This is a genomic window from Sphaerotilus uruguayifluvii, assembly GCF_013294065.1.
GTDB classification, from domain to species: domain Bacteria; phylum Pseudomonadota; class Gammaproteobacteria; order Burkholderiales; family Burkholderiaceae_C; genus Sphaerotilus; species Sphaerotilus uruguayifluvii.
Map to the genome: position 1 here is coordinate 461,893 of NZ_JABSNM010000001.1, position 17,709 is coordinate 479,601.

Genomic DNA, 17,709 nt, shown 5'->3' on the forward strand with positions numbered 1-17,709 from the left:
CTGGGGAATGTCCTGATGTTTCAGGACATTCCTCACGTTCCGTCCCTTGTCAGTGCAGGGCACGGAACCGGTTCTTATACTTGGCGGGGTACCTGCCTCTTCATCCTGGCGAAAGGAATCGCGATGTCCACCGAACTGACCCTGAAGATTTCCGGCATGAGCTGCGGCGGCTGCGTGCGCAGCGTGAGCGGCGTGCTGTCGGCGCTGCCCGGCGTCGAGCGCGCGGAGGTCTCGCTCGAGCGCGGCGAGGCGAGCGTGCGCTTCGACGCCGCGCAGGTCACGCCGCAGCAGCTGCTGGCCGCGATCGACGACGCCGGCTTCGAGGCGGCGCTGCCGGCCTGACGCTGTCCCCGAACGCTGCGGCGTCGCGCGGGGAGTTGCCGGGCGTGATAGAAAACGGCATGCCCAGCAGCACCCCGAATCCGCATTTCGAGATCAACGGCTATCGGGCGCGCGCCCAGATCGGCTGCGCGCCCGACGAGCATGGCGTCACCCAGGAGACGATCGTCGACCTGCGGGTGAACCTGTTCTTCGATCCGGCCCTGTATCTCGACCGCTACGAGATGCCCTACGACTACCTGCAGGCGCTCGACGCGATCACCACGACGGTCGCCGAGGGCCACCACATCCTGCAGGAGTCGATGGCGCTGAAGATCGCGCGCCGGGTGCTCGAGAGCGAGCATGTCGAGAGCGTCGACGTGCGCATCCGCAAGACCGAGCGCTACGAGGGCGTCGAGAGCATCGGCTTCTTCACCCATGTCGACCGCGACCTGCTGATGAAGGTCGACGCGGCGGCGCGCGCGCGGGCCCGGGTCCGGGCATGAGCGCGCCGCAGCGGCTGGCGCTGGTCACCGGCGGCCATGCGCGGGTCGGCGAGGTGATCTCGCGCACGCTGGCCGCGCGCGGCTGGACGGTGCTGGTGCATGCGCGCCAGGGCGCCGCACGCGCCGAGGCGCTGGCGCACGAACTGCACGGCGCGGCCTCGCCCGGCATCTGGGTGGCCGATCTGGCCGAGCCGGAGGCGGCGCTGGCCTCCTTCGAGGCGCTGCTGGCGCGGCTGCGCGAGGCGGTGGGCGAGGGCGCCGAGATCGCGCTGGTCCACAACGCCAGCGCCTTCGAGAACGACGACCGCGACAGCGTGACCGGCACGCGCTGGCAGATGCACCACGCGGTCCACTACGAGACGCCGGTGCGGATGATGCTGGCGCTGGCGCGGGCCTGCCCGCGCGGCCAGGCGGTGCTGCTGCTGGACCAGAACGTCGAGAACCTGCACGAGCAGTTCCTGAGCTACTGCCTGTCCAAGGGCGCGATGCATGCGGCGATGAAGCGCCTGGCGCTGGCGCTGGCGCCGTTCCGGGTCAACGCGGTCGCGCCGGGGCCGACGCTGCCGCTGCCCGAGGCCGACCGGGCCGCCTTCGAGGCCGCCGCGCGCGCCACGCCGCTGCAGGGCGCGGTCGATCCGGCCGAGGTGGCCGATGCGGTGGCCTGGCTGCTGGACGCCCGCCGGGTGACCGCGCAGACGATCTTCGTCGATGCCGGCCAGCACCTGCGCCAGTGGAAGGAGCCGGCGGCCTGAGGCGGCTGGCGCGCGTGGCGCGGGACCCCCGGGAGATTCCTGAAACTGCCGTGTTACCGGCCCCTAGAATTCCGGGCCATGAGCTCCACCCCCACCTACCGCATCGCCCCGTCGATCCTGTCGGCCGACTTCGCCCGCCTGGGCGAGGAAGTCAAGAACGTGCTGGCCGCCGGCGCCGACTGGATCCACTTCGACGTGATGGACAACCATTACGTGCCCAACCTGACCTTCGGCCCGATGGTCTGCCAGGCGCTGAAGAAGCACGCCGTGAAACCGGATGGAACCCCGGCGCCGATCGACGTGCATCTGATGGTGCAGCCGGTCGACGCGCTGGCCCAGGCCTTCTGCAAGGCCGGTGCCGACATCGTCACCTTCCACCCGGACGCCTCGACGCACGTCGACCGCACGCTGCAGCTGATCAAGGCCGAAGGCGTGCAGGCCGGCCTGGTCTTCAACCCGCACATGCCGGTCGATGTGCTGGAGTGGGTGATCGACAAGGTCGACGTGGTGCTGCTGATGAGCGTCAACCCCGGCTTCGGCGGCCAGAGCTTCATCGACAGCACGCTGAAGAAGGCCGAGAAGGTGCGCCGCATCATCGACGCCTCGGGCCGCGACATCCGCCTGGAGATCGACGGCGGCGTCAAGACCGACAACATCCGCCGCATCGCCGACGCCGGCGCCGACACCTTCGTGGCCGGCAGCGCGATCTTCAACGCGCCCGACTACAAGGCGGTCATCGACGCGATGCGCGCCGAGCTGGCGCGCTGAGCCGCCGGGCGGTCAGAGCCGGCCGGGATGCCGGCGCCGGCTGATGAAGATCAGCGCGATCAGGCCGCCGACCGCCAGCGCGCCGCGCTCCAGCGGCGTGCTCTCGACGCGCTCGGTCTGCACGAACAGCGGGCCGAGGACCGGCAGATCGAGGGCGCCGGTCATCGCGCCGGCCGTGCCGGCCACCAGCAGCGAGCCGGTCAGCACGCTCAGCAGGCGCCATGGCAGCCGCTTGCTCAGGGATGTGTCCATGTCAGGGAACCTCTGGATTTTTTCATCTGCGGCGTTCTGCGACGCTGCTGTGCACACACTGTAGAAACCCTGATCCGTCTTCACGATCCCCTGGATGAAGGGACATGGCTCGACCGATGCGCCCGTCAGGGCTCTTTGGCGAGAACCGCACGCGAGACGGCAGGAGCGTCCGCCCAGGCTTATCGACCGCCGCATCCGAAAGCTGCAATCCATGACCTCAACTTCCTGCTGCTGGAACCTGGCCTGGAACGAATCGGAACCCGTGCGGGCGCATGACGGGCCGATGCCGGACGCACGTCAGGCGGTGCTGGCGCCGCTGCGCGTGCTGGACCTGTCGCGGCTGCTGCCCGGCCCGATGGCGTGCCGGCACCTGGCCGATCTGGGCGCGCAGGTGCTCAAGGTCGAGCCGCCGTTGCCCGGCCGCCCCGGCCTGCCGGGCGATGACGCGGCGTACATGGGGCCGGGTGAAGCCGGCGTCTCGCACTTCTACCGCGTCGTCAATCACGGCAAGCGCCGGCTGGTGCTCGACCTGAAGCAGCCCGAGCAGCTCGACCACTTGCGCGCGCTGGTGCGCGAGGCGCATGCGGTCGTCGAGGGCTTCCGGCCCGGCGTGATGGAACGGCTCGGCCTGGGCTACGAGGCGCTGCGGGCGATCAATCCGGCCATCGTGCTGACCAGCATCAGCGGCTACGGCCAGGACGGGCCGCTGCGGCTGGCGGCCGGGCACGACCTGAACTACCTGGCGCTGGCCGGCGTGGTCGACCAGACGCGCACGCCCGATGACGGCCGCCCGGTCTTCAGCCACCTGCAGATCGCCGACCAGCTCGGCGGCGCGCAGACCGCGGCGATCGGCACGCTGGCCGCCGTGCTGGGCGCGCAGTGGACGGGGCAGGGGCGCTGGGTCGACGTGTCGATGACCGACGCGGTGCGCCAGCACCAGGTGATCCTCGGCACCGACGCGCTGGCCGACGGCCGTTCGCCGCAGGCCGGCGCCTCGCTGCTCAACGGCGGCGTGCCCTGCTACAACCTCTACCGCTGCGCCGACGGCGGCTGGCTGGCGGTGGGCGCGCTGGAGCTGAAGTTCTGGCAGGGCGTGTGCGCGGTGCTCGGGCGCGACGACTGGGCGGCGCGGCACTGGAGCCTGGGCGAAGCGCCGGGCAGCGAGGGCGCGCGGGCGCTGATCGACGAGCTGGCGGCGCTGATCGCCAGCCGGCCGCTGGCGGTGTGGGCCGAGCGGTTCGCGGGCGCGGACTGCTGCGTCACGCCGGTGCTCGGCGCGCACGAGGCGCTCTTCGGGCGGACGCCGGTGACGCTGGCCGAGGGCATGCAGCGCCTGACGGCACCGGCGCTGACGCTGCGCTGAGCCGTCGTTTCATCCCCTGCGGGCGAAACTCCGCGGGGGTCGCGTCAACGATCCCCCGCCGCAGCCCACCCCCATCGCACTTCCTCCCCCCCTCCCCGTCATCCTCGCGAACGCGAGGATCCACGCCTGCCCCATGTCTGCGCAGGCTGTCTGGCAAGGCGCCGAAATCAAGCTTTGCGGCGCGGGCCAGATTGTTGGGTCGCCCACTGCGGACCCGCGCGGTGGGTGGTTTAGGGGTTGTGAGTTAGGTGTCTCGACTAAATGTGCTTAAATGTTTTCCGCAGTGCGCGATTTGAATTTTGCCTCCAGGCGCGGCATCATAATAAACTTGCATGCATTTTGCCTCAAATTGCCCGTGGCCGAGTGTGATATGTTTTTGAAATGTTTTTATTTTGCCCTCATAATCTAGGTGTTTTCGCTGACTGCCATAGGTATCCATGGTTTTGTCGTGTTCTTTCGGTTTCCATTTTACTCTGTTTCCGTAATTTGATTCAATCACGCTCGATATATTAAATGAAGTCTCGCCACATGAATTTGCCAATATAGATATGGCCCCAAAAAGATCATTTGGGTGTCTAAACTGACAATTGGCGACAGATTTTTTTGCAGAATCTAAGACAATTATTTTTTCCTTAAAAATATTCTCCGCCAAGCGAAGTGCATCTTTTGCGCTCTGAAGCTCAAAGTCAAAAGCGGTATCCACTTGTTGTTGTTCTAGCTCTGCAATGCGAGCCTCTTTTGAACAAAGGTCATTGCTTATTTTTGTGTGCTCTTCAGAAAAATAATTCTGCATATCTTGTGATTTTTTGAGCGCGTCTTCGAGTGTTTGAATACGTCCCCTTAGTGCGGTTATTTCTTCTGTTGTGTCAACAGGGGAGGTCGTCGGAGTAATTAGTGCTGAATTTGCTTGCTCTTTCCACTGAGCCAAGTCAATTTGCTCAATAATGGAAAGTGTTGATGAGGATGCTTTATTGCCTGCGACATTCCTGACAATGAGTCCACCAATTACTTGATCTCTGATTTTATTTGGGAATTTTTGTATAAATCTCGGAGAATACCCAAATATATTTTTCTTTGTTATTTTTGCATCTGATGCAGAAATTACGCGTATTGCTCCATTGTGGCAGGCGATATCCTCCGGTAACCCCGCTGAAATTAATTCGTCTCGTAAAATCCAGCTTGATTTGGAGTCGTTTAATACAAATACGTGGGCTGTTCCCCTTAAAGATTTATAAATTTTTTGAATATCTACCAAATATTTCTCTGTTTCTTGGTCTTTTGATACCAAAATAATTGGAATTGATATGGATTTTTTAAGATACTGGTTAACAAAATCTTTTATTTCGTGAGAGTTTATGGCTGTCGGGTGTTCTAGTTGTATTTCTGAGGGGTGGATGTCTTCGAACTCTGATACAAGTATTGGTAGTATTGCTGGGGCGGCAGCAAATGGTGCGGGAGATCCCGATTCTGTTGTTCTTGCAGTTAGATGCTGCAATCGAGTTCTTTGTTCAATTCTGTCAATAAGAACAACATTGTGCCAGCGCTCATCAATATTTTTGCTTCTATCCTGATGAACCCAATGTAGAACCCATCGATTACCGTCCTGGCTAACCCGAGTTCTTAGCGCGCCAATTCCAGAGGTTCTGAAATCACCGCCTTGTAAAACATTTTCTTTTTCAATGTCTTTGGGGATGCCTTTTTTGATTCTATCGATGCGTTTTTTGCTGAAGTTGTTTATTCCGATAGACCAATCAACATACAAATTAATTAGTCGATCAAAACTTTCTTTGGTGAGAGTTAGGTTGATGTAAGATCCGGATTGCATTTTCTTCTGCCAGTTTTAATTAAAATCAAGAGGTCAACGTAATATCGACATCACGCCTTTCCGGCGTAACAACCAAGATGCTGTATCTCAACTTGTGGACAACGGAAAATCAGTCCGCGCCAAGATTGAAGTCTTTCTCTGTATTTCACGGTTCCTCTCCCATAAAGCAGGCTCAAGGCCTGCACTGCTGGCACAACTTGTGACGCCGTCAAGGCCTGATAAGCATAGTTTTTTCATTTCAACTCCGCGCGTGAAAGAACTCACGTCCAGTTCGGTTCCGTCTCGACCCGGATTGCGCGCCGGAGTACCGAATCAGCCCCTTTCCCGCGCCATCTTTCACGTGTGGCGCGGCAGTTCGTTGCGTAGACTGCCCGGCACTTCAGCAACCCTGGGTGCCGGGAGTCCGATTGACCGAACCATCGACTGCGTTGACCCGCGAGGCCGTGCTGGCCCTTGCGCCTGACGAGGCCTCCGCCAAGGCGGCGCGCGGGCTGATTTCCCCGGCGAAGTGGCCGCTGCTGGGTCATGACGCGCAGGCCGCCTGGGGCGAATGCCAGGGCAGCGGCTCGAAGCCCTATCAGACCCAGGTCGACCTGAGCGGCCCGGTCTTCAAGTGCAGTTGCCCGAGCCGCAAGTTCCCGTGCAAGCACGGGCTGGCGCTGCTGCTGATGCGCGCACAGGAGCCGCAGCGCTTCAGCACCACCGGCGCGCCGCCTGCGTGGGTCAGCGCCTGGCTGGACGGCCGGCGCGAGCGCGCCGAGAAGCAGGCGCAGAAGGACGTCCAGAAGCAGGAGCAGCGCCAGGCCGCCGCGGCCGCCGGCGAGGACGCCGCGCCGCCGGCCGCGAGCCCCGACGCCACCGCCCGGCAGGCGAAACGCTGGCAGCGCATCGAGGCCGGCCTGCAGGAGCTGTCGCGCTGGCTGGCCGAGCGGGTGGGCCAGGGCCTGGCGACGCCGCCGGCCGGCGGCGCGGCCGAGTGGCGCACGATGGGCGCGCGGCTGGTCGATGCGCAGGCCGGCGCGCTGGCCGGCTGGCTGCAGGCCGCCGGCGCCGAGGTCGACGCCCCGGCCCGGCTGCTGGCGCGGCTGGGGCGGCTGCAGCTGCTGATCGACGCGGTGGCGCGGCGCGACGCGCTGAGCGAGGCCGAGCGCGCCGATGTGCGCGCCACGCTCGGCTGGCCGCTGGAGCGCGACGAGGTGCTGGCGCGCGGCGAGGCGGTCGACGACCGCTGGGCGGTGCTCGGCCAGATCGTCGAGGAGCGCGAGGGCCGGCTGGTCGAGCGCCGCGTCTGGCTGCAGGGCCTGGACAGCGGCCGGCGCGCGCTGCTGCTCGACTTCAGCCACGGCACCGCCGGCTTCGACATGCCGTGGGTCAGCGGGCAGGTGCGCGCGGGCCGGCTGGTGTTCTTCCCGTCGGCGGCGCCGCTGCGGGCGCTGGTCGAGCAGCGCGGCCCGGCCGAGGCCGCGCCGCCGCCCGACGCGGGCGACTGGACCGCCGAGCTGGACCGCGCGGCCGCCGCGATGGCCGCGCATCCGTGGCTGCCGCTGTGGCCGCTGGCGCTGCAGGGCGTGCTGCGGCTGCACGGCGAGCAGCTCTGCCTGCTCGGGCCGCAGGGCCGGGCGCTGCCGCTGCGGGTGCCGGCCGATCAGGTGCTGACGCTGCTGGCGGTCGGCGGCGGCGCGCCGGTGCAGGCGAGTGGCGAATGGAATGGCGAGGCGCTGCGGCTGCTGACGCTGTGGGGCGATGACGCCTGGCAGCTCGGGCGCGGCGAAGGAGCGGGGCGATGAGCACGACGGGTGTGATGCCGGATGCGGCGGTGTCGGCCGCGCTGGAGCGGCTGCTGCCGGCGGCGCTGGTCGGCACCGAGCGCGCGCCGGGCTGGCGGGCCGCGCTGTCGGCCGCACCGGCGCCGCTGAACAGGCTGATGGCGGCGCTGGCCGCCACGCCGGACGAGGACGCGGCGGTGCTGCTGCGCGCGGCCGGCGTGCTGGCGCTGGCGGCCCGGATCGGCGCGGACGGGCTGGCGCTGCCGGCCGAGGCGGACGCGCCGCCCGCCCGCCCGGAGCGCCGCCCCGCGCTGGCGGACCCGAGCAGCCGCGCGGTGGTCGAGACGCTGCTGCAGGACGACTGGCCGCTCGGCCTGCGCCACGCGATGCTGCGCCGGCTGGCCGAGCGCGGCTGGCGGCTGCCGGCGGCGCTGCTGCCGCAGGCGCTGGAGCTGGCGCAGCGCGAGCCCGCGCTGCGCGCGGCGGTCGGCGCGGTGATCGGCGAGCGCGGCGCCTGGCTGATCCGCCAGCAGCCGCGCTGGCGCCAGCTCGGCGAGGCGCCGGCGCAGCCGACCGAGGCCGACTGGACCGACGGCGCGCCGACCGCCCGGCTCGCCTTCCTGCGCCACGCGCGGACGCAGGATCCGGCGGCGGCGCGCGCGCGGCTGGAGGCCGAGCTGGGCCAGCTCGCCGCGGCCGAGCGCGCCCAGCTGGTCGAGGCGCTGGCGGTCGGCCTGTCGATGGCGGATGAGCCGCTGCTGATGCGCCTGCTGCAGCGCGACCGCGGCGGCGAGGTGCGCGCGGTGGCCGCGCGGCTGCTGCAGCGCCTGCCGGACAGCGCGCAGGCCGGTTGGCTGGCGGCGCAGTGGGACGCGCTGCTGAAGAGCGAATCGGCCTGGCTGGGCCTGAAGCGGCGCTGGACGATCGAGCCGCCGGCCGCCGAGGGCGCCGACTGGAAGGCGCACGGCCTGGACCTGCAGCGCCCGCGCCATGACGGGCTCGGCGAGCGCGGCTGGTGGCTCTATCAGCTGGTGCGGCTGACGCCGCTGAGCTTCTGGACCACGCGCACCGGCCTGACGCCGGCCGATCTGATGGCCTGGGCCAAGGGCACGGACTGGAAGGACGCGCTGCGGCGCGGCTGGTTCGAGGCGGCGCAGGCGCTGCCGGACGACCCGGCGGCGCTGGCGCCGGTCGAGGTCGAATGGCTGCTGGCGGTGCTTGGCCGCGACGCCCGTGGCGCGTCGGTCAGCGAACAGGCCGCCCTGCGCCGGCGCCTGCCGCCCGCGCAGCGCACCGCGCTGTGGCGCGCGCGCCTGGCCGGCGATCCGGTCGAGGTGGCCGGCGAGATCGTCCTGGTCTGCGAGCAGGCGGCGCTGGCCGGCGTGCCGGATCCGGCCGGGTCGGTGCTCGACGCCGCTTTCCTGGCCGAGCTGGGCGCGGTGCTGGAGGCGCAGTGGTCGGCGCTGTGCGCCGGCCAGCTCGACGACCGGCGCTGCAACGACTGGCTCGGCCGCGCGCCGGCGCTGCTGGCCTGGCTGCCGGCCGATGTGCCGGGCTGGGTCGAGGCGCTGCCCGAGCCGGTGAACCCGACCGACGCCGCAGTCAGCTGGGCGCAGCAGCAGCGCACCACGCTGCACGCCCGGCTGCAGCGCATCGCCGCGCTGCGCCGTGCCCTCGAGGCGCTGCCCGCGGCCCCCGCTTGCTGATCTTCTCCGTACCGCTCTTCCCGTACCGCTTCCCGCCTTGCTTCTCCCGCACTGGATCGCCCTGACATGACCGACACCGCTGCCCCTGCTCCTGCCGCTCTCTCCGCCTCGACCGTGCTGCGCCGCCATGCCGAGCAGCAGTACGCCGAGGAACTCGACGCGCTGGCCCGCGCCGACCGCCGTCCGCGCCCCGAGAACTGGCGCCTGTCGCCGCAGGCGGTCGTGACCTACCTGCTGGGCGGCACGCTCGATGACGGCTTCGTCGTCACGCCCAAGTACATCGGCGCGCGCCGGCTGATCGAGATCGCGGTGGCGACGCTGGCGACCGACCGCGGCCTGCTGCTCTACGGCGTGCCGGGCACCGCGAAGTCGTGGGTGTCGGAGCATCTGGCCGCGGCGGTCAGCGGCGACTCGACGCTGCTGATCCAGGGCACCGCCGGCACCGGCGAGGAGCAGCTGCGCTACGGCTGGAACTACGCCGAGCTGCTGGCGCACGGGCCCTCGGAGAAGGCGCTGGTGCCCAGCCCGCTGATGAACGCGATGCGCGGCGGCCGCATCGCCCGCATCGAGGAGCTGACGCGCATTCCCGCCGACGTGCAGGACACGCTGATCACCGTGCTGTCGGAGAAGACGCTGCCGGTGCCGGAACTGGGCGTCGAGGTGCAGGCGGTGCGCGGCTTCAGCGTCATCGCCACCGCGAACAACCGCGACAAGGGCGTCAACGAGCTGTCGAGCGCGCTCAAGCGCCGCTTCAACACCGTGATCCTGCCGGTGCCGGCCAGCGAGGAGGAGGAACTGGCGATCGTCGTCAAGCGGGTCACCGAGATGGGCCGCGCGCTCGACCTGCCGGCCGAGCCGCCGGCCCTGCGCGAGGTGCGCCGCGTGGTGCAGATCTTCCGCGAGCTGCGCAACGGCCAGACCGAGGACGGCAAGACGCGCCTGAAGAGCCCGAGCGGCACGCTCTCGACCGCCGAGGCGATCTCGGTGGTGGGCAACGGCATGGCGCTGGCCGGGCATTTCGGCGACGGCGTGGTCGGCGCGGCCGATCTGGCCTCGGGGCTGCTGGGCGCGGTCATCAAGGATCCGGTGCAGGACGCGGTGGTCTGGCAGGAATACCTGGAGACGGTCGTCAAGGAGCGCGACGGCTGGAAGGACCTCTACCGCGCCTGCCGCGCGCACGGCTGACCATGGCCGAGGTCCGCTATTTCGGCATCCGCCACCACGGCCCGGGCTGCGCACGCAGCCTGGTGCGCGCCTTCGCGGCCTGGCAGCCCGACGCGGTGCTGGTCGAGGGGCCGCCGGAGGCCGATGGGCTGCTGCCGCACCTGAACGACGCCGCGCTGGTGCCGCCGGTGGCGCTGCTGGTCCATGCGGTGGAGACGCCGCAGCAGGCGGTGTTCTACCCCTTCGCGCGCTTCTCGCCGGAGTGGCAGGCGCTGCGCTGGGCGGCCGGCGCGGGCGTGGCGGCGCGCTTCATCGACCTGCCGCGCACGCACGCGCTGGCGCTGGACGCCGCCGATGCGGCTGCGGCGGCCCGGGCCGACGACGCCGCCACGCCGGCCCCGGCCCGCCATGGCGACCCCTTCGACGACTTCGCCCGCGCCGACGGCCATCCGGACGGCGAAAGCTGGTGGAACCGCTGGATCGAGGAGCGCGGCGAGGACGCCGACATCTTCGCCGCCATCGCCGAGGTGATGACGGAGCTGCGCCGCCACGCCGACGCCGAGACGCCGCTGCCCGCGCGCGAGGCGCAGCGCGAGGCCCACATGCGCCAGAGCCTGCGCGCGGCGCGCAAGGAGGGCTTCGCGCGCATCGCGGTGGTCTGCGGCGCCTGGCATGTGCCGGCGCTGCAGGACGGCGTGTCCTCGGTCAAGGCCGATGCGGCGCTGCTCAAGGGCCTGCCGAAGCTGAAGGTGCAGGCGACCTGGGTGCCGTGGTCGCACCGGCATCTGACGCGCCGCGGCTATGGCGCGGGCGTCGCCTCGCCCGGCTGGTACGACTTCCTCTGGCAGCACGACGTCGCGCGCCACCCGCGCGCCGCCGGCTGGCTGGCCAAGGTGGCGACGCTGCTGCGCGCGCACGAGATCGACTGCTCCAGCGCCCACGTCATCGAGGCGATCCGGCTGGCCGAGACGCTGGCGGCGCTGCGCGGCCACGGCGCGCCGGGGCTGGCCGAGCTGGACGAGGCGGTGCGCAGCGTCATCGGCCAGGGCGACGACGCGGTGCTCGGGCTGATCGCGCCGGCGCTGCATGTCGGCGACGCGCTCGGCACGGTGCCGGCCGACGTGCCGCTGGTGCCACTGCAGCGCGATGTCGAGCAGCAGCAGAAGCGCCTGCGCCTGAAGGCCGAGGCGGCCGAGCGCCGACTCGAACTCGACCTGCGCGAACCGAACGATCTGGCGCGCAGCCGGCTGCTGCACCGGCTGCGGCTGCTCGGCCTCGACTGGGGCGTGCCCGAGCGCGGCAGCCGCGGCGCGCGCGGCAGCTTCCACGAGGACTGGCGGCTGCGCTGGGAGCCCGAATACGCGATCACGCTGATCGAGGCCAGCCGCTGGGGCACGACGGTCGAGGCCGCCGCCAGCGCGCGCGTGGCCGAGCGGGTGCGCGACGAGACGCGGCTGGCGGTGCTGGCGGCGCAGGTCGACGACGTGCTGCGCGCCGACCTGCCCGGTGCGGTCGCGGCGGTGACGCAGGCGCTCGACCGGCTCGCGGCGGTCAGCGGCGATGTCGGCGAGCTGCTGCGTGCGCTGCCGCCGCTGGCGCAGGTCTTCCGCTACGGCGACGTGCGCCAGACCGACACGGGCCAGGTCGGCCGGGTGCTCGACCGGCTGATCGAGCGCGCCGCGATCGGCCTGCCGCTGGGCTGCGCGGCGCTCGACGCCGACGCGGCGCAGGCGCTGCGCGAGCCGCTGCTGGCCGCGCACGCGGCGGTGGCACGGCGCGACGGCGAGGCGCAGACGCAGGACTGGCGCCGTGCGCTGGCGGCGCTGGCCGGTGCGGCGACGGCCGCGCCGCTGCTGCGCGGCGTGGCGACGCGGCTGCTGCTCGACGACGGTGCGCTGGATGCCGAGGCGGCCGGCACCGCGCTGGCGCTGCAGCTCTCTCGCGCGACCGAGCCGGGCGCGGCGGCGGCCTGGTTGGAAGGCTTCCTGAACCGCAATGCGCTGGTGCTGCTGCACGACGCGCGGCTGTGGGCGCTGGTCGACGGCTGGCTGAGCGGCCTGGGCGACGACCATTTCCAGCAGGTGCTGCCGCTGGTGCGCCGCACCTTCGCCGATTTCAGCCGCAGCGAGCGCCGCTCGATCGCCGAGCGCGCCGCGCGTCCGCCCGAGGCGCCGGCCGACACCGTGCGCGCCGACGCCCCGCCGCCGTGGCAGGTCGGGCGGGTCGCGCAGGCGCTGCCGCTGCTGCACCGGCTGCTCGGCCTGCCGCTCGAGTCCGTGTCTTCGATGGAGAACCCCCGCGATGTCCGCTGACGCCGAGACCTCCCTGTCCGCCCCCCCGCCGAGCCTGGACCGGCAGCAGCGCTGGCGCCTGGTGCTGGGCGACGAGGCCGACGCCAGCTGCGGCAAGCCGAGCGGCGGCGCGCTGGAGATGGACCGCGCGCTGGCCGCGCTCTACGACGCCGACGGCCCCGGCCGCGGTGGCAGCGCCCGCGTCGGCGGCTCGGGGCGCGGCGCGCCGACGGTGGTGCGCTGGCTCGGCGACATCCGCCAGTACTTTCCGGCCTCGGTGGTGCAGGTGATGCAGAAGGACGCGCTGCAGCGCCTGCGCCTGAACGAGATGCTGCTGCAGCCCGAGATGCTCGACGCGGTGCAGCCCGACGTGCACCTGGTCGCCAGCCTGGTGTCGCTGTCCCGTGCGATTCCGGCTGGCACCAAGGAGACCGCGCGCCGCGTGGTGCGCCAGGTGGTGGACGAACTGATGAAGCGCCTGGAGGAGCCGCTGCGCTCGGCGGTGACCGGCGCGCTCGACCGCAGCACCCGCAACCGCCGCCCGCGCCACAGCGAGATCGACTGGCACCGCACCCTCCGCGCCAACCTGCGCCACTGGCAGCCCGAGCTGCGCACCGTCATTCCGGAGCGGCTGCACGGCCACGGCCGCAAGTCGCGCCGGCCGCAGCGCGAGGTCATCCTGTGCATCGACCAGAGCGGCTCGATGGCCGCCAGCGTGGTCTATTCGAGCATCTTCGGCGCGGTGCTGGCCTCGCTGCCGGCGGTGTCGACGAAGCTGGTGGTGTTCGACACCGAGGTGGTCGACCTCAGCGACCAGCTCGACGATCCGGTCGAGCTGCTGTTCGGCGTGCAGCTCGGCGGCGGCACCGACATCGGCCAGGCGGTGGCCTACTGCCAGGGCCTGATCCGCGATCCGCGCAACACCATCTTCGTGCTGATCTCCGACCTGATCGAAGGCGGCGTCGAGCAGCGCCTGCTGCAGCGCGCCGCCGAGCTGGTCGGCTCGGGCGTGCAGTGCGTGGCGCTGCTGGCGCTCAGCGACGAGGGCGCGCCGAGCTACGACCGCCAGATCGCCGCGAAGCTCGCCGGCCTGGGCGTGCCGTCGTTCGCCTGCACGCCCGATGCCTTCCCGGGCCTGATGGCCGCGGCGATCCGGCGCGAGGACGTGGCGGGCTGGGCGGCGCAGCAGGGGCTGGTGACGAGCCGGGCCTGACACGCCCGCGGCACGCGCCCCGGCTTCATGGCGCGAGCACGGCGGGGCCGAGCAGCCGGTCGGTCAGCGTCAGCGCCCCGGGCCGGCGGTCCTTCAGGCGCCAGAGCTGCGCCGGGCGGTGCGCGCCGCCGGTGCGCTCGCCCTCGATGGGTTCGAGCAGGTCCATCTCTTCCATGCGCCGCCGGAAGCTCACCTTGTTCAGCGGCTCGCCCAGCAGCGCCTCGTAGACCGCCTGCAGCTGCGGCAGCGTGAAGCGCTCGCCGCACAGATGCACCGGCAGCGACGAGTACTGGCTCTTCGAGCGCACCCGCGCCACCGCCTGCGCGACGATCTGTGCATGGTCGAAGGCCAGCGCCGGCAGCGCGTCGACCGGATGCCAGCGCAGGCCGGCCGCGCCGCGCGCGAGCAGGTCGGCCGGCACCAGCGCCACATGCGCCACCGAGATCGACCAGCCGCGCGGATCGCGCTCCGGCCCGCCGAAGGTGGCGAGCTGCTCGAGATAGGGGCAGTCCAGCCCGGTCTTGGCGCGCAGCATGCGCGCGGCCGCGGCCCGCGGGTCGGCGTCCTCGTCGGCATGGATGAAGCCGCCGGGAAGCGCGAGCGCACCGGCCAGCGGCGCGCGGTCGCGCGGCAGCAGCGCGACCTGCAGCTGCGGATTGAGCGTCAGCAGCACCACGTCGACGGTGCACAGGATGGGCGCAGCGGCGGCCTCAAGGGGCGGGGAGGGCGGGATCGGCGGGGGCATGGCAGGTGGGGATGGAATCGACTTAGTTGCAATGTTGTACTAAGTGGCTTATCGTGTCCACCATGACGCCGAACCTGCCTGCCTTGCACCTCCTGCTGATCGATGCGCAGAACGACTTCTGCGACCTGCCCGCCAGCGCGTCGGGCACGCCCGCCCTGCCGGTGCCGGGCGCGGACGCCGACCTGCGCCGGGTGGCCGAGCTGCTGCGCCGCGCGGCCGACCGCATCGACGCGCTCACGCTGACGCTCGACACCCACCACCGCCGCGACATCGCGCATCCCGGCTTCTGGTGGGCGCACGCACCGGGGCAGGAGGTCGCGCCGTTCACGTCGATCACCGCCGCGCAGGTGCGCGCCGGCCAGTTCCAGCCGCGCGACCCGGCGGCGCTGCCGCGGGTGCTGGCCTACCTCGACGCGCTGGAGGCCCGGGGCCGCCACACGCTGATGGTCTGGCCGGTGCACTGCGAGCTGGGCACCTGGGGCCATCAGCTGCATGCGGCTGTGCGCGAGGCCTGCGCCGACTGGGAGCTGCGCCGCCAGCGCGCGAGCCATGTCGTCTTCAAGGGCCTGAACCCCTGGACCGAGCACTACAGCGCGCTGCAGGCCGAGGTGCCCGATGCGGACGATCCCGATACCGGCCTGAACCGCGCGCTGATCGCCCGGCTGGACGGCCCGGGCCGGCTGCTGATCGCCGGCGAGGCCGGCAGCCACTGCGTGCGCGCCACCGTCGAGCATCTGGTCGACCATCTGCCCGACGCCACGCCCGAGCGGCTGGCGCGCATCACGCTGCTGACCGACGCGATCAGTCCGGTCGCCGGCTTCGAGGCGCATCAGGCCGACTTCTTCGCCGACATGGCGCGCCGCGGCCTGCGGCTGGCCACCTGCGCCGAGGTGCTGCCATGAAGCGAGCCCCCGTGCTCTCCAGCCTGCTGGAGACCGACCTCTACAAGCTGACGATGTGGCAGGCGCTGCTGCACCGCCACCCGGCCACGCAGGCCGAGTACCGCTTCGTCTGCCGCAATCCGCAGGCGGCCGCCTTCCCGCTGGCCGAGCTGCGCGCCGAGGTCGAGGCCGAGCTGGACCACCTGTGCGCGCTGTCCTTCACCGCCGCCGAGCTGGACTGGCTGGGCCGGCTGCGCTTCATCCGGCCGGACTTCGTCGACTTCCTGCGCATCTTCCGCTTCCAGCGCGACTTCATCTCGGTGCGCACCGAGGGCGAGCGGCTGTGCATCGAGGCACGCGGGCCGCAGGTCCATGTGATGGGCTTCGAGATCCCGGTGCTGGCGATCGTCAACGAGCTGCATTTCCGCCGCCTCGACCGCCCGGCGGTGCGCGAGGAGGGTCGGCGCCGGCTGGCGGCCAAGATCGAGCGGCTGCAGCGCGCGGTCGCCGACCCGGGCGCGGCGCGGCGATTTCCCTTCGAGCTGTTCGAGTTCGGCCTGCGCCGGCGCTTCTCGGCCGACTGGCAGCGCGAGATGCTCGAGACGCTGGCCGCGCGGCTGCCCGGCGTGTGCCGCGCCACCTCCAACGTGCACCTGGCGCGCACGCTGGGCCTGACGCCGATCGGCACGATGGCACACGAGTACCTGCAGACCTACCAGGGCCTAGGCGTGCGGCTGCGCGACTTCCAGAAGGCGGCGCTGGAGGACTGGGTGCAGGAGTACCGCGGCGACCTCGGCATCGCGCTGACCGACGTCATCGGCATGGACGCCTTCCTGGCCGACTTCGACCTCTACTTCGCCAAGCTCTTCGACGGGCTGCGCCACGACTCGGGCGATCCGGTCGTCTGGGGCGAGAAGGCGCTGGCGCACTACGCCGCGCTGGGGCTGGACGCCGGCACGCGCCGGCTGGTGTTCTCCGACGGCCTGACGGTGGAGCAGGCGCTGGCGCTGCACGGCCACTTCGCCGACCGGGTGCGCACCGGCTTCGGCATCGGCACCCAGCTCAGCAACGACCTGGGCCCGACGCCGCTGAACATCGTCATGAAGCTGGTGCGGGTCAACGGCCAGCCGGTGGCCAAGATCAGCGACACGCCGGGCAAGGCGCTGTGCGACGACGCCGGCTTCCTGGCCTATCTGCGCCAGGTGTTCGGGGTCAGAACTGGCAGCTGATGCCGGCGTCGAAGCGGGTCTCGCCGACCGGCTGCAGCGTGTCCATCGGCAGCGCCTTGCGGTAGGTGAGCTCGTACTTCAGCCAGACGTGCCGGCTGATGCGGTTGCGCAGCGTGGCCACCGCGGTCTGGTAGTTCTCGCGGCTGGAGCGCTCGCCCATCAGCATCAGCCGGAAGTTCGCGCTGTCGCTGAGGCGGTAGTCGAGCTGCGAGGTCATCGTCAGCACCGCCTCCTCGACCGTCTCGCCGCTCTGCGCGCGGCCGTGGCGGTAGCCGGGGCCGAGCTCGAGGCTGAGCGTCATGTCGCGGACCGGCTCGAAGCGGCGTCCGGCACCGGCGCGCACCGCCTGCGACGACGAGAAGTAGCCGAAGCGGTTGCGCCGCAGCCGCGGCGACAGGTAGGTGTAGTAGGTCGAGGCGCCCTCGCGCGGCGGGTCGTCCAGTGCCATCAGGTCGCGGCGCCACTTCACGAAGGTGTCGACCTCGTCGACCCGCAGCGTCGATTCGCCGCCATTGAGCGCGATGGCCTCGCGCTGGGTGCGGAACTCGCCGCTCCACTCGTCGTGCTCGGCGCGGTGCAGCCAGTCGCCTTGCAGGCCCCAGCGCCGGCCGGCGAAGTTGGTCGTGCGGTTGGTGGCGTAGTGCAGCGAGAGGTTGAACTTCGAGTCGGGCGACGCGGGCGCGGGCGCAGCCGCCTCGGCGGCGGACGCCGCGCCCGGCCAGGTCGCCGCGATCAGGGCAGCCAGGCACAGGGCGCGGCACGACGGAACGGGGAGCGGGCACGGCATCTTCATGGGCGCGGATGCTGCGCCGCCCGCGGGCCGAACTGAAGTGCAAAAGTCTGTCGAATCCGAAACCTTTGCACACCTTTGAGCCTGTGCCGTGATCGGCGCCAAGGATTGCCGGGAAGCCCGGCCGCGGGCAGGGGCTC

16 protein-coding genes are annotated in these 17,709 nt (G+C 70.3%); 12 read left to right on the top strand and 4 right to left on the bottom strand.

All coding sequences use genetic code 11. The features are described 5' to 3' along the window. Window positions 1-123: 123 nt before the first annotated feature. The 4 genes from HNQ01_RS02070 (at window position 124) to rpe (ending at window position 2,344) form a co-directional block, all read left to right on the top strand. Complete coding sequence (locus tag HNQ01_RS02070; RefSeq protein WP_173803634.1) at window positions 124-342, top strand: heavy-metal-associated domain-containing protein; 219 nt, start codon at window positions 124-126, stop codon at window positions 340-342. 59 nt (window positions 343-401) lie between these two features. Next, complete coding sequence (locus HNQ01_RS02075; protein ID WP_173803635.1) at window positions 402-824, top strand: dihydroneopterin aldolase; 423 nt, start codon at window positions 402-404, stop codon at window positions 822-824. After that, entirely contained in the window at window positions 821-1,576 is a 756-nt protein-coding gene (locus HNQ01_RS02080; RefSeq protein WP_173803636.1) for an SDR family oxidoreductase, read from the top strand. The genes HNQ01_RS02075 and HNQ01_RS02080 overlap by 4 nt, the downstream gene beginning before the upstream one ends. Before the next feature lie 78 nt (window positions 1,577-1,654). After that, window positions 1,655-2,344: a ribulose-phosphate 3-epimerase gene (gene rpe / locus HNQ01_RS02085; protein WP_173803637.1), complete on the top strand. Its 690-nt coding sequence runs from the start codon at window positions 1,655-1,657 to the stop codon at window positions 2,342-2,344. Between the two features lie 12 nt (window positions 2,345-2,356). On the opposite strand, the gene HNQ01_RS02090 is transcribed toward rpe, so the two are convergent. Continuing rightward, window positions 2,357-2,596 (bottom strand): hypothetical protein, encoded by a 240-nt coding sequence (locus tag HNQ01_RS02090; protein WP_173803638.1) that lies wholly within the window; start codon window positions 2,594-2,596, stop codon window positions 2,357-2,359. A gap of 211 nt (window positions 2,597-2,807) precedes the next feature. Here HNQ01_RS02090 and HNQ01_RS02095 point away from each other — a divergent pair, with 211 nt between their 5' ends. Further along, on the top strand, window positions 2,808-3,959 hold the full coding sequence (locus HNQ01_RS02095; protein WP_286180396.1) for a CaiB/BaiF CoA transferase family protein: 1,152 nt from the start codon (window positions 2,808-2,810) through the stop codon (window positions 3,957-3,959). 244 nt (window positions 3,960-4,203) lie between these two features. Here the strand turns inward: HNQ01_RS02095 and HNQ01_RS02100 are convergent, their stop codons facing one another. Next, window positions 4,204-5,784, bottom strand: coding sequence for a hypothetical protein (locus tag HNQ01_RS02100; protein WP_173803639.1), 1,581 nt, complete (start codon window positions 5,782-5,784; stop codon window positions 4,204-4,206). A gap of 428 nt (window positions 5,785-6,212) precedes the next feature. Here HNQ01_RS02100 and HNQ01_RS02105 point away from each other — a divergent pair, with 428 nt between their 5' ends. From HNQ01_RS02105 to HNQ01_RS02125, 5 genes are all read left to right on the top strand, one after another. Next, the gene (locus tag HNQ01_RS02105; protein WP_217427365.1) at window positions 6,213-7,571 is read left to right on the top strand and encodes an SWIM zinc finger family protein; all 1,359 of its coding nucleotides are present in this window, start codon (window positions 6,213-6,215) and stop codon (window positions 7,569-7,571) included. Next, window positions 7,568-9,256, top strand: a complete 1,689-nt coding sequence (locus HNQ01_RS02110; protein WP_173803641.1) for a DUF5691 domain-containing protein — start codon at window positions 7,568-7,570, stop codon at window positions 9,254-9,256. The genes HNQ01_RS02105 and HNQ01_RS02110 overlap by 4 nt, the downstream gene beginning before the upstream one ends. Before the next feature lie 66 nt (window positions 9,257-9,322). After that, complete coding sequence (locus tag HNQ01_RS02115; RefSeq protein WP_173803642.1) at window positions 9,323-10,441, top strand: ATP-binding protein; 1,119 nt, start codon at window positions 9,323-9,325, stop codon at window positions 10,439-10,441. Window positions 10,442-10,443: 2 nt separating this feature from the next. Then, window positions 10,444-12,732: a DUF5682 family protein gene (locus HNQ01_RS02120; RefSeq protein ID WP_173803643.1), complete on the top strand. Its 2,289-nt coding sequence runs from the start codon at window positions 10,444-10,446 to the stop codon at window positions 12,730-12,732. Then, the gene (locus tag HNQ01_RS02125; protein ID WP_173803644.1) at window positions 12,722-13,924 is read left to right on the top strand and encodes a VWA domain-containing protein; all 1,203 of its coding nucleotides are present in this window, start codon (window positions 12,722-12,724) and stop codon (window positions 13,922-13,924) included. The genes HNQ01_RS02120 and HNQ01_RS02125 overlap by 11 nt, the downstream gene beginning before the upstream one ends. A 25-nt stretch (window positions 13,925-13,949) precedes the next feature. On the opposite strand, the gene HNQ01_RS02130 is transcribed toward HNQ01_RS02125, so the two are convergent. After that, window positions 13,950-14,669: an NUDIX hydrolase gene (locus HNQ01_RS02130; RefSeq protein WP_173803645.1), complete on the bottom strand. Its 720-nt coding sequence runs from the start codon at window positions 14,667-14,669 to the stop codon at window positions 13,950-13,952. 62 nt (window positions 14,670-14,731) lie between these two features. Between HNQ01_RS02130 and HNQ01_RS02135 the strand changes: the two genes are divergently transcribed. Together HNQ01_RS02135 and pncB are read left to right on the top strand one after the other, a co-directional pair. Then, window positions 14,732-15,571, top strand: a complete 840-nt coding sequence (locus HNQ01_RS02135) for a cysteine hydrolase family protein (protein WP_173803646.1) — start codon at window positions 14,732-14,734, stop codon at window positions 15,569-15,571. Continuing rightward, on the top strand, window positions 15,568-16,779 hold the full coding sequence (gene pncB, locus HNQ01_RS02140; protein WP_173803647.1) for a nicotinate phosphoribosyltransferase: 1,212 nt from the start codon (window positions 15,568-15,570) through the stop codon (window positions 16,777-16,779). The genes HNQ01_RS02135 and pncB overlap by 4 nt, the downstream gene beginning before the upstream one ends. Here the strand turns inward: pncB and HNQ01_RS02145 are convergent. Further along, window positions 16,763-17,572, bottom strand: a complete 810-nt coding sequence (locus HNQ01_RS02145) for a DUF481 domain-containing protein (protein ID WP_173803648.1) — start codon at window positions 17,570-17,572, stop codon at window positions 16,763-16,765. The two genes, pncB and HNQ01_RS02145, sit on opposite strands and share 17 nt — an antisense overlap. Window positions 17,573-17,709: the final 137 nt, after the last annotated feature.